The 14,087-nt window shown below is 64.6% G+C and carries 16 protein-coding genes; 7 read left to right on the plus strand and 9 right to left on the minus strand.

Features of this window, described 5'->3' with window-relative positions; translation table 11 throughout:
* Positions 1-175: 175 nt before the first annotated feature.
* The 5 genes from E2484_RS09490 to E2484_RS09510 form a co-directional block, all read right to left on the minus strand.
* A complete protein-coding gene (locus E2484_RS09490; protein WP_137284953.1) occupies positions 176-1,240 on the minus strand; it encodes an ABC transporter ATP-binding protein in 1,065 nt (354 codons plus the stop codon).
* Positions 1,233-2,492, minus strand: coding sequence for an ABC transporter ATP-binding protein (locus E2484_RS09495; RefSeq protein ID WP_137284954.1), 1,260 nt, complete (start codon positions 2,490-2,492; stop codon positions 1,233-1,235). The genes E2484_RS09490 and E2484_RS09495 overlap by 8 nt, the downstream gene beginning before the upstream one ends.
* A complete protein-coding gene (locus E2484_RS09500) occupies positions 2,492-3,508 on the minus strand; it encodes an ABC transporter permease (RefSeq protein WP_137284955.1) in 1,017 nt (338 codons plus the stop codon). Before E2484_RS09500 ends, E2484_RS09495 begins: the two co-directional genes overlap by 1 nt.
* A complete protein-coding gene (locus tag E2484_RS09505) occupies positions 3,505-4,494 on the minus strand; it encodes an ABC transporter permease (RefSeq protein ID WP_137284956.1) in 990 nt (329 codons plus the stop codon). Before E2484_RS09505 ends, E2484_RS09500 begins: the two co-directional genes overlap by 4 nt.
* A gap of 72 nt (positions 4,495-4,566) precedes the next feature.
* The gene (locus tag E2484_RS09510) at positions 4,567-6,204 is read right to left on the minus strand and encodes an ABC transporter substrate-binding protein (protein WP_137284957.1); all 1,638 of its coding nucleotides are present in this window, start codon (positions 6,202-6,204) and stop codon (positions 4,567-4,569) included.
* 131 nt (positions 6,205-6,335) lie between these two features.
* Between E2484_RS09510 and E2484_RS09515 the strand changes: the two genes are divergently transcribed.
* The 5 genes from E2484_RS09515 to E2484_RS09535 all read left to right on the plus strand — a co-directional run bounded on the left by E2484_RS09515 (position 6,336) and on the right by E2484_RS09535 (position 10,208).
* Positions 6,336-6,986 carry a reverse transcriptase-like protein gene (locus E2484_RS09515; RefSeq protein WP_137284958.1) on the plus strand — a complete coding sequence of 217 codons (651 nt, stop codon included), beginning with the start codon at positions 6,336-6,338 and terminating at the stop codon, positions 6,984-6,986.
* A 569-nt stretch (positions 6,987-7,555) separates the two neighbouring features.
* On the plus strand, positions 7,556-8,068 hold the full coding sequence (locus tag E2484_RS09520) for a CBS domain-containing protein (protein ID WP_137285349.1): 513 nt from the start codon (positions 7,556-7,558) through the stop codon (positions 8,066-8,068).
* Between the two features lie 78 nt (positions 8,069-8,146).
* Positions 8,147-9,079 (plus strand): DMT family transporter, encoded by a 933-nt coding sequence (locus E2484_RS09525; protein WP_137284959.1) that lies wholly within the window; start codon positions 8,147-8,149, stop codon positions 9,077-9,079.
* 106 nt (positions 9,080-9,185) lie between these two features.
* A complete protein-coding gene (locus E2484_RS09530) occupies positions 9,186-9,410 on the plus strand; it encodes a hypothetical protein (protein WP_137284960.1) in 225 nt (74 codons plus the stop codon).
* An 84-nt stretch (positions 9,411-9,494) separates the two neighbouring features.
* Positions 9,495-10,208, plus strand: coding sequence for a PepSY domain-containing protein (locus E2484_RS09535; RefSeq protein ID WP_137284961.1), 714 nt, complete (start codon positions 9,495-9,497; stop codon positions 10,206-10,208).
* A gap of 12 nt (positions 10,209-10,220) precedes the next feature.
* Here E2484_RS09535 and E2484_RS09540 read toward each other — a convergent pair whose 3' ends face one another.
* Together E2484_RS09540 and E2484_RS09545 are read right to left on the minus strand one after the other, a co-directional pair.
* Positions 10,221-11,189, minus strand: a complete 969-nt coding sequence (locus E2484_RS09540; RefSeq protein WP_137284962.1) for an aldo/keto reductase — start codon at positions 11,187-11,189, stop codon at positions 10,221-10,223.
* A 105-nt stretch (positions 11,190-11,294) separates the two neighbouring features.
* Positions 11,295-11,591 carry a hypothetical protein gene (locus tag E2484_RS09545; protein WP_137284963.1) on the minus strand — a complete coding sequence of 99 codons (297 nt, stop codon included), beginning with the start codon at positions 11,589-11,591 and terminating at the stop codon, positions 11,295-11,297.
* A 346-nt stretch (positions 11,592-11,937) separates the two neighbouring features.
* Here E2484_RS09545 and E2484_RS09550 point away from each other — a divergent pair, with 346 nt between their 5' ends.
* Positions 11,938-12,207, plus strand: a complete 270-nt coding sequence (locus E2484_RS09550; protein ID WP_137284964.1) for a MarR family transcriptional regulator — start codon at positions 11,938-11,940, stop codon at positions 12,205-12,207.
* A gap of 267 nt (positions 12,208-12,474) precedes the next feature.
* Positions 12,475-12,813, plus strand: coding sequence for a DUF7344 domain-containing protein (locus E2484_RS09555; protein WP_137284965.1), 339 nt, complete (start codon positions 12,475-12,477; stop codon positions 12,811-12,813).
* A gap of 20 nt (positions 12,814-12,833) precedes the next feature.
* On the opposite strand, the gene E2484_RS24875 is transcribed toward E2484_RS09555, so the two are convergent.
* Both E2484_RS24875 and E2484_RS09560 read right to left on the minus strand, forming a co-directional pair.
* Positions 12,834-13,004: a hypothetical protein gene (locus tag E2484_RS24875; RefSeq protein ID WP_170977280.1), complete on the minus strand. Its 171-nt coding sequence runs from the start codon at positions 13,002-13,004 to the stop codon at positions 12,834-12,836.
* Positions 13,005-13,012: 8 nt separating this feature from the next.
* Positions 13,013-13,960 (minus strand): BGTF surface domain-containing protein, encoded by a 948-nt coding sequence (locus E2484_RS09560; protein ID WP_137284966.1) that lies wholly within the window; start codon positions 13,958-13,960, stop codon positions 13,013-13,015.
* Between the last annotated feature and the right edge of the window lie 127 nt (positions 13,961-14,087).

A 14,087-nucleotide genomic window follows, 5' to 3' on the forward strand; every position in this document is an offset into this window, starting at 1 on the left:
GCTCGCGGTGCGAACGGCACTCCGTTCGTGGCTACCGACCACCGACTCTCCAGCGGCAGGAGAGTTACACCGGGCGTCGTGCCGTAGTTCGATAACTACACTCTCTAAGAAAAGGGTATTGCCCGACTATTCATGCCAGACGCGTCCCGCCACTGCGAACGGCGACCAGCGGCCGTCAGTCGTCGTCGGCCGTTTCGACCTCGGCTATCTGATCGTCGGTGTCGAGCGTCTGACTGGACCAGTACTCGTGGTCGTCGACCCGCCGGAAGCAGGCCGCCCGATGCTCGGCGTCGCCGTCGACCTCGTACCCCTCGGGGGTCTCCTGTGCACAGACCTCGCGGGCGTACGGGCACCGCGTGTGGAACCGACAGCCGGCGGGCGGGTTCCGCGGCGAGGGCACGTCGCCCGCCAACGTCTCGACTTCGCGGCCCTGCTCGCTCGTGTCCGCGCGCGGGACGCTCTCCAGGAGGGCCTCGGTGTAGGGGTGGCCCGGGTTCTCGAATATCTCCTCGACCGGGCCGACCTCCACGATTTCGCCCAGATACATCACGGCCACGCGGTCGGAGATGTGGCGGACCACGCTCAGGTCGTGGGCGATGAACAGGTAGGTCAGGCCGAACTCGTCCTGCAGGTCTTCGAGCAGGTTGAGAATCTGGGCCTGCACCGACACGTCGAGCGCCGACACCGGTTCGTCGCAGACCACGAAGTCGGGTTCGAGCGCCAGTGCTCGCGCGATGCCGATGCGCTGGCGCTGACCGCCCGAGAACTCGTGGGGGTAGCGGTCGACCTGTTCGGCCGATAGGCCCACCCGTTCCATCAGTTCCGCGACGCGCTCCCGGCGCTCCGTTCGGCTATCGATACCGTGAACGTCGAGCGGTTCGCGCACGATTTCGCCCGCGGTCATCCGCGGGTCGAGGCTGGAGAAGGGGTCCTGAAAGACGACCTGCGCGCGTTCGCGGAACTCGGTCAGGTCGTCGGCCTCGAAGACGTTCTCACCGTCGAAGTACACCGCGCCGTCGGTCGGTTCGCGGAGGTTGAGCAGGGTCTCGCCCGTCGTGGACTTGCCGCACCCCGACTCGCCGACGAGACCCAGCGTCTCGCCCTCGCGGACCTCGAAACTCACGCCGTCGACGGCCTGCACGCTCTCGGGTTCCCGACCGAGCAGTCGGTCGGTGAGGTTGTCCTGCTCGTAGTAGTACTTCCGGAGGTCTTCGACGCGGACGAGGGGGTCGTCAGTCATCCGCGCTCACCTCCTCGTCTTCGCCGCTGGCAGGTGCCGAGGCGCTTCGGGTCTCGCTCTCGAAGTAGTCGTCGGGGAGCGCCCGCGAGGGGTCGTACTCGTGGTCCGCGAGGACGCACCGCGCGCCGTGTTCGCCGGGTTCGGTTTTCCCGTTCCTCGGTTCGCCGGTCTCCACGTCGAACTCCGGCGGGTGGTTCAGACACTCTTCCATCGCGTAGGGACAACGGTCGGCGAAGTAACATCGGTCTTCCATCTCGTCGTCGTAGAGGTCCGGTACGTTCCCCTCGATGGGTTGGAGGCGCGGCGCGGGGTCGTCCAAGTCGGGAATCGACCCGAGAAGCCCCTGCGTGTAGGGATGAACGGGGTCGTCGAACACGTCCTCCAGCGTCCCGCGCTCGACGATTTCGCCCGCGTACATCACGCCGACCCGGTCGCACATCCGGGCGATGACCCCGAGGTTGTGGGTTATCATCACGATGCTCATCCCGGTGTCCTCCTGGAGGTCTCGCAGGAGGTCGAGAATCTGGGCCTGAATCGTCACGTCGAGCGCGGTGGTGGGTTCGTCGGCGATGAGCAGGTCGGGTTCGCCCGCGAGGGCCTGGGCTATCATCGCGCGCTGGAGCATCCCGCCCGAGAACTCGTGGGGGTACTCGTCGGCCCGGTCGGCCGGGTCGGGGATGCCGACCTGTTCGAGCAGGTCGATCGCCTCGGCCCGACTCTCCTCGCTGACGTAGTTCCGCGACGGCAAGACCGTGCTGGTCAGCAGGTCGGCGAGTCCGAATCCCTGCGTGCGCGAGCGAGTCGAGCGCGGGTTCGAGCGCGCGCGGCGCTGGACCTCGACCGCCTCGGCTATCTGCTCGCCGACGGTCAACGAGGGGTTGAGGCTACTCATCGGGTCCTGGAAGATGGTGCTGAACGACGGTCCGCGGAGCATTCGCCGGATGTTCTCGGGTACTCGGCGCACGTCCACGAAGTCGCCGTCCACGGCTTCGGGCGAGTCGGCCCGAATCTCCTCGGCGAGGTCGGGGTTACGATACCAGATTTCGCCGCTGGTGATGCGACCCGGCGAGTCCACGAGGTCGATGACCGACAGCGCGGTCACGCTCTTGCCCGACCCAGACTCGCCGACGATGCCGAACACCTCGCCGTCTCGCACGTCGAAGTCGACGGACTCGACCGCGTTGACCTGCCCGTTCTCGGTGAAGAAGCGGGTCGAGAGGTCTCGGACGCGCAGGAGGTCTCGCTCGGTCATCAGACCCCACCTCCTTCGCCCTCGATGCCGGGGTCCAGGGCGTCTCGGAGCCAGTCACCCACGAGATTGATGCCGATGACCGTCAGCACGATGGCGATACCGGGCACGGTCGAAATCCACCACGACGACGCCAGATAGTCGCGGCCCTGCGCGATGTCGAAGCCCCACGAGAGGGTCGTCCCCGAGAAGCCGAGGAACGAGAGGGCCGATTCGAGCAGGATGATGGCCGCGATTTGAATCGTCGCCAGCACGAGGATGGGAGTCACGCTGTTGGGCAGGACGTGTTTGCGAAGGATGAATCCGTCGCCAGCACCCACCGAGCGAGCGGCCTTGACGTACTCTTCGCCCTCGATGGACAGCGCCTCGCCGCGGGCCACGCGGGCGAACCACACCCAGTTCACCAGTCCGACGACGATGATGACCGTCCCCGGAAGGGCGAACGTCTCTGGCATTCCGGATTCGAGTCCCGCGGCCACTATCGGGTCCGGCACCGCTATCGACACCTTTCCGAACAGACCGACCAGCGCGACCGCCAACACGAGCGACGGGAACGCCAACATCACGTCCGCGCTCCGCATCAGCGCGTCGTCGACCCGACCGCCGTAGTAGCCCGCCACGAGACCGACCGTGACGCCGACTCCCGCGGCGATGATGGTGCCCAACAGCCCGACGAGCAGGGAGGTCCGCGCGCCGTAGATGACCCGCGAGAGCATGTCGCGACCGAGCGAATCGGTCCCGAGCGGGTGCGCGGGGTCGGCCTCGACGTAGACCGTCTCGTTGACGACCTCGATGCTCCCGTTGACCATCTCCGAAGAGGTCTCGGTAGTCTGCTTGCTGAAGCCGAGCGGCGGGAGGTTCGACTCCTCCAGACTCTGGGCGCGCGGGTCGTGGGGTGCCAGCACCGGCGCGAACACCGCGACGAGTATCACTGCGACGACCAGCGCGACGCCCAGTTTGGCCAGCAAACTCCGTCGGAACTCCGAGCGCAGATTGCGAAGCGTACGAGGCGAAATCATTCGGTTCTCACCTGCGGGTTGATGTACGCGTACATGGCGTCGACGGCGATGTTCAGAATCACGAACCCGGCACCGATGACCACCAGCGACCCCTGAATCAGCACCCAGTCGCGGGAGTTTATGGCGTTGATGACCAGCGTGCCGAGTCCGGGCCAGTTGAACACGGCCTCGGTGATTACCGCACCGCCGATGAGGGTCCCCAGTTGGAGACCCAAAACCGTGATAACCGGAATCAGCGTGTTCCGGAGGACGTGCTTGTACCGGACCAGCGTCTCGGGCAGTCCCTTCGCTCGGGAGGCCCGAACGTAGGGCTTGCCGAGTTCGTCGAGCATCCCGCTCCGCGTGAGTCGCGTGATGAGCGCGGTGAAGTACGTCCCGAGGGTGATAGACGGGAGCGTGATGTGCCACAGCCACGTCACCAGTCCGTCGGGGTCGAAGTCGGTGAGCAGCATCTCGACCGCGGGCAGGAAGCCGATGGCTCTCCGACTGGTCGGGAACAGTCCGAGTCCGACCGCGAGTACCAGCACCAGCATGATGCCCAGCCAGAAGTTCGGCGTGCTGATGCCGACGAGCGAGAACGTCGTCGCGGCGTAGTCGGCGGGTTCGTGTCGCCGAGTGGCGCTAATCACGCCCAGCGGAATCGACAGTACGACGGCGACGATGCTCGCCATGACGGCCAGTTCCACCGTGGCCGGAAGTCGGTTGAAGATACGCGTGCTCGCTTCGGTTCCGGAGATGTACGAGTAGCCCATGTCGCCCTGTACGAGTCCGACCAGATAGTCGAAGTACTGGACGTACAGCGGCTGGTGAAGGCCGAGTTCCCGAGCGATGTTCTCGCGGACCTCCGGACCGGCGTCTAACGGTGCGATGAACGTAATCGGGTCGCCCGGGGTCACGAACCGAAGCAGGAAAACCACGGTCACGACCCCCCAGATTACGAATACGCCCTGCAAGCTTCGTTTGAGTAGAAACCGCCCCATCGACATGCTTGTCAACCACTGGGTAACCCAGATATAAAAAGCCGCAGTGTATCGGCGTTACTTCGCAGCGTATCGGCGCTACTTCGGACTCATCGCGTAGGCGTTGATGCGTTCGTCGCGCCGGGCCTGCCATTCGACGCGCTCGCTCACGCCGTAGACGCTGTACTGGCGGTTGAGGTAGACCCACGGAGCCTTCTCGTGGAGCATCGCGTTCAGCTCCTGAAGGGTCTGCTCGCGCTGGTCCTCGTCGCTCTGGCTCTGGGCCTGTTGGAGGAGTTGGTCGACCTCCTCGTCCTTGAACGAGGTGAGCGCACCCTCGCTGGTCAGCAGCGCGTCGATGGTGAGCGCTCCCTCGAAGGTGGCTTCGCCCCAGCCCAGCAGGTAGAAGTGGGGCTTGTCCTCGATGTCGCCCGTCGTGAGTTCGCTAACCATCGAGGAGAACTCCCGCTGGTTGTACGAACAGGTGACGTTCGATAGCTGGTTGATCTGGTTGGCGATCGCCTGCCCGATTTCGACGTCCTTGAGGTAGCGACCGGTGGGGCCGTCGAGGGTGATTTCGGCGCCCGCGAAGCCGCTCTCTTCGACCAGCGACTCGGCCTGGTCGGGGTCGTGCGGGTAGGGGTCCACGTCGGGGTTGTACCCCACGAACCCTTCGAGCGTGGGCTGGCTCGTCGGGTCGCCGAAGCCCGAGAGCACGTTCTCGATGATACCTTCGAGGTTGACCGCGTAGTTCATCGCCTGCCGGAACTGCTGGTTGGCGAACGGCTCGACGTCGTAGCGCATCGCGGCGAACAGCAGTCGGGTGCTGGGCTCGGCCGAGAGACGGGTGCCGTCGTTCTGTCGAACCCGATTGGCGGCCTGCGGCGGAACGTTGACGATGACGTCGGTCTCGTCGTTGAGAAGCTGGTTGACCCGGGTACTCGACTCCGACGCCGCGAGGAACGTCAGTTGCGACACGTCGGCTGGCTCTTGCCAGTAGTCGTCGTAGCGCTCGAAGACGACTGACTCGTCCTGATTGTACTCGGCGAGCTGGAACGGCCCGGTGCCGTTCATGTTCTGGTTGATGTAGTTGCTGTCGTTGTTCTCTACCCACGACTTCTGGACCACGTCGCCGTAGGTCGCGAACGCCGAGAACACGACCGGGTTGAACCCGTCGGAGGTCACTTCGACGGTGTTACCGTTGCCGGCTTCCGCACCCGTCACGCCAGCGAGCTGGTCGTTCTGCGGGCTCTCGAACCCGACGTCGGGGTTTACGATGCGGTTGATGCTGTACGCGACGTCCTCGGGAGTGAGATCGTCGCCGTTGTGGAAGGTGACGCCGTCTCGGAGGGTGAACCGGACCCGGCCGTCTTCGACGCGTTCGTACTCGGTCGCCAGCGCCTCGCCGATGCTGCCCTGTTGGTCACGGGTGAGGACGCCCTCGTATGCCTGACGCATCACGTTGTCGGTGGGCGTCTCGCGGTGGTCGTGAGGGTCGAGACCGCTCGGCATCTGACCCTGCGTAATGCTGACCGAGAAGTCCCCCTGCTGGTCGCCACCGTCGTCTTCGGTGGTTTCGGTCCCCTCTTCGGTGGTTTCCGCCGTCGTGGTGTCGGTCCCGGTCGTCGTCTCCTGTCCACCCTCGCCGCCGGTACAACCGGCGAACGAAGCTGCTGCAGCCGCGGTCCCAGCGGCCGTCAAAAACTTCCGGCGGGACGTACCGTCGTCTCGTACCATATCCACTAAAACATCTACTTAGACATAAATATGCTGTGGTGACACAGGATATTCGCCGGTCTCGCGGTTCGTTCGTCCCCGAGGGAGGTTCTGGCCGTAAGCTTAAGTCGTTCGGAAACGAAACGGAGGATATGGCCGTTCACGGCCGTTCCTCCCCACTCCGGGCACTGTTCGACGAATCGCCCACGCCGCACATCGCTCATCCGCCGCGGACCCACCACCGCGATTTCTACGTCGCCACGGACGGTTCTTACGACCTCGAGAGCGGCGTCGGTGGACTGGGCGTCATCATCGAAACGCGAGACGGCGAGCGAGTCACCCGTCTCTCCATCCCCGACGACACGGTCGCGGACAACAACGTCGCCGAGTATCGGGCGCTCCACCTCGGACTCGACGTACTCGCGGCTCACGCGCCGGCAGAAGCGCGCGTCGGCGTCGTCGTAGACCACGACGACCTCGCGGCCAACGTCAATAGCGCGGCGCTGGCGACTCGTCGGACGGACCACACGCCGCCGCGGGAACTGACGGTTCCGACGGCGGGCAGGTACCACTGGCGCGGGATTCGCGCTCGCGTCTGTAACTTCGGCGAACTCCGGGCGGCCGTCCTCCAAAGCGACCGCAACCCCGCTCACGCGCTGGCGAACGCGCCCGAGGAGTACGCTCACGTCAATCACGAGACCGACCGGTGTCTCCTGCCAGAGCGACCGGCCTCCAGCGAGGCCCAGATTCCGCCGCCGTCGCGGGCCGACCGGAAGGCCGGCGACTCGCGAGCGAGCGACTGACGAAGCCGAGGCTACGCGCCCTCGCGGTCGGGGGCTTGCTGGCCGTCCGTCGTCCCTTCCGTCCCGCTCGGCGGTGGCTTGCGCGGCCAGTTCGACGGCGGCCTACTCCACCAGTCCAACGGCGGAAACGTGTTTGCGGAGTTCCTCCTCGGATTCGAACGATTCCCCACACGCCTCGCAGACGTACCGCTGTTGCTCCCCCATGTACGAGGGAACGACCGGAGAGGGTGTAAGCGTTGCCCGGGTCGTCGGTGAATCGTCACGACGAAGAGACCCACGAGTAGCGAGAGCGGCGACCGACCTGCGCGAGCGCGGCGGCGAACGGGCACGCCACGAGTTCCTCCCGTTCAGGTACGTAAAGTTTCGTGCGTCGCGGAGCAAGGAGTCCGCCCAGCCTAGACATCTATACTGATGTAAGGAAAATAAATATGATTCTCAAGACCGTATCTGTATTTCCTCGACTCACCGTCACCTCCGAAGACGCCCTCTCGACCTGCGAGCGGCGAGACGACCGACGAACCCACCGCGCGACCGGAAACGATACGACCCGCCGTCGCTCAATTACGAACATGAACGCCCGTGACCTGATGACGACCGACGTAGAGACGGTTCACCCGAACGACGATATCGGCGAGGTGCTGACCCGACTCGCGCGCGCCGACTTCAACGGGTTCCCGGTCGTGGACGACGACGACCGGGTGGTCGGTATCGTGACCCAACACGACCTCGTCCACATCTTCCAACCCAGCGACCGGACGCTCTGGATTCCGGTCGGGTTCCCGCCGTTCCTCGAAACCCTCGAATACGCCATCGACCTCTCGTGGGACGAACTCGACAGGGAACTCGACCTGCTGAAACACGCCGGAAAGCCGGTCCGGACCGTCATGACCGACGACGTGGTGACGGTCGAACCGGACACCGACTTCGACACCATCCTCGACCTGTTGGCCGACGACGAGCGCGACATCAACCGCCTGCCGGTCGTGGACGAGGACGACCGATTGGTCGGTATCGTCGCCCGACAGGACGTGCTTCGGGCGGTCCGCGACGAACGTCGGACTACCGGCGAACCGGTGTCGTAAGCCGGTCGTCCAGTCGCGCAACCGGCAAACCCTGTCGCCCTTCGAAACGTTGACTCTCCGGCGGCGTCCAGTTCAGTCGTGACCAGATACCGGAACGTCGCGCTGTTCGTCGTGTTGGCCGCCGTCTGGGGGTCGGCGTTCATGGCCATCAAGGCCGGACTCGAATACTTCCCGCCGGTACTCTTCGCCGCGATCCGCTACGACATCGCTGGCGTGCTGATGTTGGGGTACGCCGCCTACGCCGTCGACCGCTGGCGACCCCGCGGCCGGAGCGAGTGGACGCTGGTTCTCGTCGGCGGAACCTTGATGATAGCCGCCTACCACGCCTTCCTGTTCGTCGGCGAGGGGTACGCCAGCGTGACGAGCGCAGTCGCAGCGGTCGTCGTCAGCCTCAGTCCCGTCCTGACCACCGGGTTCGCCCGCCTCCTGCTCCCGAGCGAGCGCCTGACTCCGGCGGGCATCGCGGGCCTGCTGTTGGGTCTCGTCGGCGTCGTGATTCTGAGCGACCCGAATCCGAACAGCCTCGTGACCTCGAGCGTGGTCGGCAAGGGACTGGTGTTCGCCGCGGCCGGGTCGTTCGCACTCGGAAGCGTCCTGACCAGGCGCATCGACGCCGAACTGCCGATAGAGACGATGGAAGCGTGGTCGATGATACTCGGTGCGGTCGTGATGCACGTCGTCAGCGTCGCCCGCCCGACCGAGTCGTTCGCCGCGATTCGGTGGACGCCCGAGGCCATCGCTGCGATGGCCTACCTCTCCATCGCCGCGAGCGCGCTCGGATTCCTCGTCTACTTCGACCTGCTGGACCGCCTCGGACCCATCGAAATCAACCTCGTCTCGTACGTCGCCCCGGTGTTCGCGGCCCTCTCGGGGTGGTGGTTCCTCGGCGAAGTCATCGACCTCACGACCGTCGGGGGCTTTCTCGTCATCTTCGCCGGGTTCTGTCTGATGAAACGCGAGGCACTGGCCCGCGAACTTCCCAAAATCCGGGCGGCCGTGTTGCGCCAGTGATGGGGGCCGAGAGTTTCCCGGTACCGAGCGACGAGTGGTGAGACTCGGCAGGACGGCTACCGCGACTCCACAAGGATTTTAGCCTCCCGACGAACACGAACGAGCAATGACCGAACGGGGGACCGAGTTCACCGGGTTCACGTCAGACGCGGAGCAGTTACGGGTCGACGCCGAGCGGTCGCCACTCGCCACGGCACTGTTCGTCGTCGGCGTCGTCGCCGTCGCGGTGAACAGCGCGCTCTACTTCTTCGGCGTCGAGGCGCTGTCCCACCCGGCCGTCTCGGTGTTCGGACTCGCCTTGCTGGTGCCGCTGTATCTCGAAGAGCGGTGACCGGAACGGCCGTCACCGGCCGTCCGGTCGGGTCGTCTGGCCGCAACTGCTTTTCGACCGAATCCAGTAGATCCTCTACTCTCGATGAACACGTTCACCATCGCCCGGCCGACAGTCGTCGCGGTCGGAATCGGCATCCTCCTCGTCGTCGGGGCCGTCGGCGGCGGGGCCGTCGGCGTCGAAGCGCTCGACGCAGAGCAGAACAGCACCGTCAAGCAAACGACCGCCGCGACCGCCGGTGGAGCAGTCGCGGTTCAGAACGAGAGCGACGGAAACGACTCCACCGTCCCGCCGAACCAGACCGTCGAAGCGATGCGAGCGGTGGAAAATCGGACGAACGGCACCGTTGTCGGAGCGCGACTCCGCGGCGAGGAAGACGCCGAACTGGAAGCGGCGGTGTTCGTCTACGAACTCGACGTGTTGACGGCTAACGGAACGAGCCTCGTCGCCGAGGTGTACGCCGGGAACGCGACCGTAATCGGCGTCGAAGAAGCCAACGAGAGCGACGGCGTCCTCGGCGACCTGTTCGAGTCGGACGACGGCGTCCCCGACGAGGCGCGAAACGCGAGCTCGCTTCGGTCGGCCACCGAGGCTGTCCGACTCGCTGTGAACGAAACAGAGGCCGAGCGGGCGAATCAGACCGTCACCGCGGTCGAACTCGGTACCCGGGACGACGCTCCGGTCTACACGGTGACGCTATTCGAATCCGGTGGCGAACCTCGGGAGATAGTGGTGTCCGCCGAGAGAGGAGCGGACGACGACATCGTCACGACCGACCCTGAGAGTCGCGGGAACTGACCGCGAAACCCGTCACTTCGCGTTCGCCAGTCGGTCGAACTGCTCGTCCGTGAGGTCGATGTCGGTGGCCGCGAGATTCTCGTCCAGTTGGTCTACGGTGCGTGCGCCGACGATGGGTGCCGTGACCTGCTCGTGGTCGGTCAGCCACGCGAGACTGACCTGCGCGGGCGTCGCGCCGACTTCCTCGGCGACGGCCTCGGCGGCCTCCAGCACGTCGAAGTTCTCGCCGGTGAGGTACGAGTCGCGGAACTGTTCGTCGGTCGCGCCCCGCGTCCCTTCCGGCGGTTCCTCGCCGCGTTCGTACTTGCCCGTGAGGAACCCGCCGGCGAGGGGACTCCACGGCACGACGCCGACGTCGTAGTCGGCGCACATCTCGAGGTAGTTCCCCTCGATTTCGCGGTTAGCGAGGTTGTACCGCGGCTGTGCGAGTTTGAACGGTTCGTAGCCGCGTTTGTCGGCGAGTTCGTTGGCCTTGGCGACCTTCCAAGCGTTGGGTTCGAGCGTCGAAGCCCCGAGGTAGTTGACCTTGCCGTCGCGAACGAACCCGTCTAGGGTTCGCATAAACTCCTCGGCGGGCGTCTCGTCGTCCCAGCGGTGAACGTAGAGCAGGTCCACGTAGTCGGTACCGAGGCGGTCCAGAATCTCGTCGACGTTGTTCCGGAGGTGTTTGCGCGAGAGGCCCTTCCCGTTCGGGTCGTCGCGGGTCGGCCAGTAGATTTTGGACGCGACGACGAAGTCCTCACGGTCGCGGTCGGACAACCAGTCCCCGATGTACTCCTCGCTCCGGCCGTCGCCGTACATGTCGGCGGTGTCGATGAAGTTACCGCCAGCGTCGGCGTAGGCGTCGAGGAGGTTGTGCGCGCGCTTCTCGCCGATTTCGATCTCGCCTTCGTCGTTCTTCCGGCCGAAACGCCACGTTCCGAACGCGACTTCGCTGACTTTCGTGCCGGTACGACCGAGCGACACCGTGTCGAGGTCCATGGCCAGTCGTTACCCCAGGGCGCTGTTAAACCCGTCTCTTTCGACGGAACGGAGAGTATCAGGAGGAGTCGAAAACGGGAAGGCGGACGGAGGGCCGACGCGTCGTCACTCCCGCTTGTGGCCGTGTCCAGCGAGGAGCGCCGCGAGGTTCAGGACGAGGAGACCGACGAACGTGAGCAGTTCGGCCTGCGTCGAGATGCCGGTCAGCAGGAGGGGTAGGTAGAGGAACGGGAGAGCGACCGCCGACCAGAAACCGACGACTTCGAGTGGGGTCGTCAGCGTGTGTTCGTGGTAGCGGTCGTGGAGAGCGGCGAACTTGTGACTCCCTGCAGTCGCTTCACCGGCCTCTGCAGGGGACCCGATGGCGGACTTGTTTTCCTTTTGGAGGGTGGAATCGGTCATGGGGACGTCTCGACCTCAACGTATCATTACACCCCACGGGTAATATAACGGGCCGAGCGTTAGTGCGATTTCAGAATAGTTCATCGGACGCGAGCCGAAAACGGTACCTTTCAAAACGGTCTCTAATCGGCCGATAAAATTTAAAACCTCATCTGCATCCTCTTTTACCTCTTTTCCCCACCTGTAGAAATGTTGGAATACCGGTGGCCGAGACGAGATAATCAGGCGTTGCTTGCGGCCCGATAGGAACCCGATATCGGTTCCGTCTTCGCCGGCAGTCCACGCAGCGATGTCGGAGCGATTCCGGCAGCAAAAAATGAAGGTCACCGGGGAGAAAACGGAAACCATGAGCGAGCGAGCGGACTGGATGCGGCCGGAGGACGACCACTTGCTCGCCCTGCTCCGGACGGAGCGCAAGGACACCTTCAACGCCATCGCCGCGCAGTTACCGCTCTCGCGCGAACGGGTCGCCGACCGCTGTCGGACGCTCGCCACCTACGGCTTAGTCGAACATCTCGGGAGCGACATCTACACCATCAGTTCGCTCGGGGAGCGATACCTCGACGGCGAAGTCGAGGTGGTCGAACTCGGAGACCCCGGAAACGACGGAGAGTGACCGCCGGAACCTCACGACGGTAGCACTCTGTTCGGGACGCAGCAAAACCGGTCTGTGACCGTTCCGGAGGTCGAAACCCGGCCGAAACCGACGAGTCCACAGGTGAGATGGTGAAAATCTGGAAGCAGTACGGCGGCGTACTTGATTTCCGAGTCGGGTGGAACGGTCGAAACCGTCGGGAATCGTCGGGAGTGACGGGGGCGTTTACCAGGTACCCCTGAGTGGTGACCCGTAGACGCGGGTAGTTCCCGCGACGAATCGAACACCATGGCCGCAACGACGAACCCTGAAACCATGAACCGCAACACGACGTTCGACCTGTTGAGTAGTCCCGTGCGCCGAGAGATCATCGTGACCCTCCACGAGTCCGAGGCGGTCGACTGGGACCGGCTGACGGAGGCAGTGGCGACGGCCGAAACCGACACCGACAAAGACGCCCGTCGCCAGATTCGCATCGCACTCCACCACAACCACCTCCCCCGCCTGGCCGAGGCCGGGTTGGTCGTCTACGACGACGAGACGGTGACGGCGACGACCCGACTCGATACGGTCGCCGACGAAATAGCGCGCTTCGATGGGGCCGGCGAAGCCCTCACGCAGGCCTGACTCATGGTCGTTCACGCACTTCAGTGTACGGAGTGTACAGAGACCAGAATCGGCCGCGACACCGACGACGGTATCACCCCCGTCAAGCGGACGTGCCCGAACTGCGGGTCCTCGTCGTACGTGCCGTTGGCCAGAACGCGAAGCGACTGAGTCGCTGTCTCTGTATTTTCGGTCTGCTCGACGCCGAACATCGCCCGGGCTACTCGCCGCGACGGAGTGCGAGCAGCGCTACCGCCGCTAGCGCGAGGACGCCGGTGGAGAGGCCGAATCCCGGAACGTCCTCTGTGTGAGTCGTAGACTCGGTCGTTTCGTCCTGTACTGCTCGCTTCGTCGTCTCGGCGGTCTCTCGGTTGGTCGGCGGAGTCCGGAAGACACCCGTTACTTCCTTCTGCGATTCGCCGTTCGCTCGGACGCGGAGGGTGAACTCGGTCCCGTTCTCGACGTCACTCGGCAGTCCCTCGAAGTCGAACGAGGCGCGGAACCGGCCGCCGTCGGTAACGGTCGCGGTTTCGGACTGTACGAACGTGTCGCCGCGAGCGAGAACCTGTATCACCGTCCCTGGCGTGAGGTCGACCGTCCCGGTAATGGTTTGATTCTTCGCTCGGGCGACGACGACTCCGTCTTCGATATCGGCCACGTGGCCGGCGTACGGACCCGGGGTGGTGGTTTCGGTCTCGGGTTCCGAATCCGACTCGGGCGGTCGAGTGACGACGAGTCTCGACACGTCGGTCGCGTTGGCATCACTCGCGTTACCCGGCGCGACGGCGAGATCGTAAATGCCCACGGTGAGGAGGTGGTCGTCGTCGAGGTCGGTCTCGTTCTCGACGGTCACGGTGTCGGCCTCGACGGTGACGGAGAATGCCCCGCCGTGACCTGCGTTACTGGTGTCGTACTGGAGGGTGACGTTTCGGTCACCGTTCCCGTCGCGGACGACGACAGTTGCGACGTAGTTGACCGCTTCCGAACCGATAGTAACGGTCGCAGTGTCCGTGTTCGAGAGTCCGACGGGGATTTCCGCCGTTTCACCGGCGGTCGTCTCGACGGTACCTGCGTCGAACTCTGCCGAGGGAGACGTGCCGAGAACCGGTGCAGTGGTCGATAGGAGGACGACGAGTGCGAGGGTCAGGGTGCGACGTTTCCGTTGCATCTTCCATCTGCCGATTCACTTACCTCGATAAAAGATGTTAGGTAAGATACAATCAGTGTTTTAATCCAGGATCGTTCGTGATGGTCCGGGGGTTCCGTAGCCGGAACACGGATTATCGGGGATTCTG

Origin of the sequence: Halorussus salinisoli (assembly GCA_005239435.1) — an archaeon.
GTDB lineage: Archaea > Halobacteriota > Halobacteria > Halobacteriales > Haladaptataceae > Halorussus > Halorussus salinisoli.

Coding starts and splice junctions, on each gene's coding strand:
- E2484_RS09490 (WP_137284953.1), bottom strand. CDS start 1,240: ATGACTGACGACCCCCTCGTCCGCGTCGAAGACCTCCGGAAGTACTAC.
- E2484_RS09495 (WP_137284954.1), bottom strand. CDS start 2,492: ATGACCGAGCGAGACCTCCTGCGCGTCCGAGACCTCTCGACCCGCTTC.
- E2484_RS09500 (WP_137284955.1), bottom strand. CDS start 3,508: ATGATTTCGCCTCGTACGCTTCGCAATCTGCGCTCGGAGTTCCGACGG.
- E2484_RS09505 (WP_137284956.1), bottom strand. CDS start 4,494: ATGTCGATGGGGCGGTTTCTACTCAAACGAAGCTTGCAGGGCGTATTC.
- E2484_RS09510 (WP_137284957.1), bottom strand. CDS start 6,204: ATGGTACGAGACGACGGTACGTCCCGCCGGAAGTTTTTGACGGCCGCT.
- E2484_RS09515 (WP_137284958.1), top strand. CDS start 6,336: ATGGCCGTTCACGGCCGTTCCTCCCCACTCCGGGCACTGTTCGACGAA.
- E2484_RS09520 (WP_137285349.1), top strand. CDS start 7,556: ATGAACGCCCGTGACCTGATGACGACCGACGTAGAGACGGTTCACCCG.
- E2484_RS09530 (WP_137284960.1), top strand. CDS start 9,186: ATGACCGAACGGGGGACCGAGTTCACCGGGTTCACGTCAGACGCGGAG.
- E2484_RS09535 (WP_137284961.1), top strand. CDS start 9,495: ATGAACACGTTCACCATCGCCCGGCCGACAGTCGTCGCGGTCGGAATC.
- E2484_RS09540 (WP_137284962.1), bottom strand. CDS start 11,189: ATGGACCTCGACACGGTGTCGCTCGGTCGTACCGGCACGAAAGTCAGC.
- E2484_RS09545 (WP_137284963.1), bottom strand. CDS start 11,591: ATGACCGATTCCACCCTCCAAAAGGAAAACAAGTCCGCCATCGGGTCC.
- E2484_RS09550 (WP_137284964.1), top strand. CDS start 11,938: ATGAGCGAGCGAGCGGACTGGATGCGGCCGGAGGACGACCACTTGCTC.
- E2484_RS09555 (WP_137284965.1), top strand. CDS start 12,475: ATGGCCGCAACGACGAACCCTGAAACCATGAACCGCAACACGACGTTC.
- E2484_RS24875 (WP_170977280.1), bottom strand. CDS start 13,004: ATGTTCGGCGTCGAGCAGACCGAAAATACAGAGACAGCGACTCAGTCG.
- E2484_RS09560 (WP_137284966.1), bottom strand. CDS start 13,960: ATGCAACGGAAACGTCGCACCCTGACCCTCGCACTCGTCGTCCTCCTA.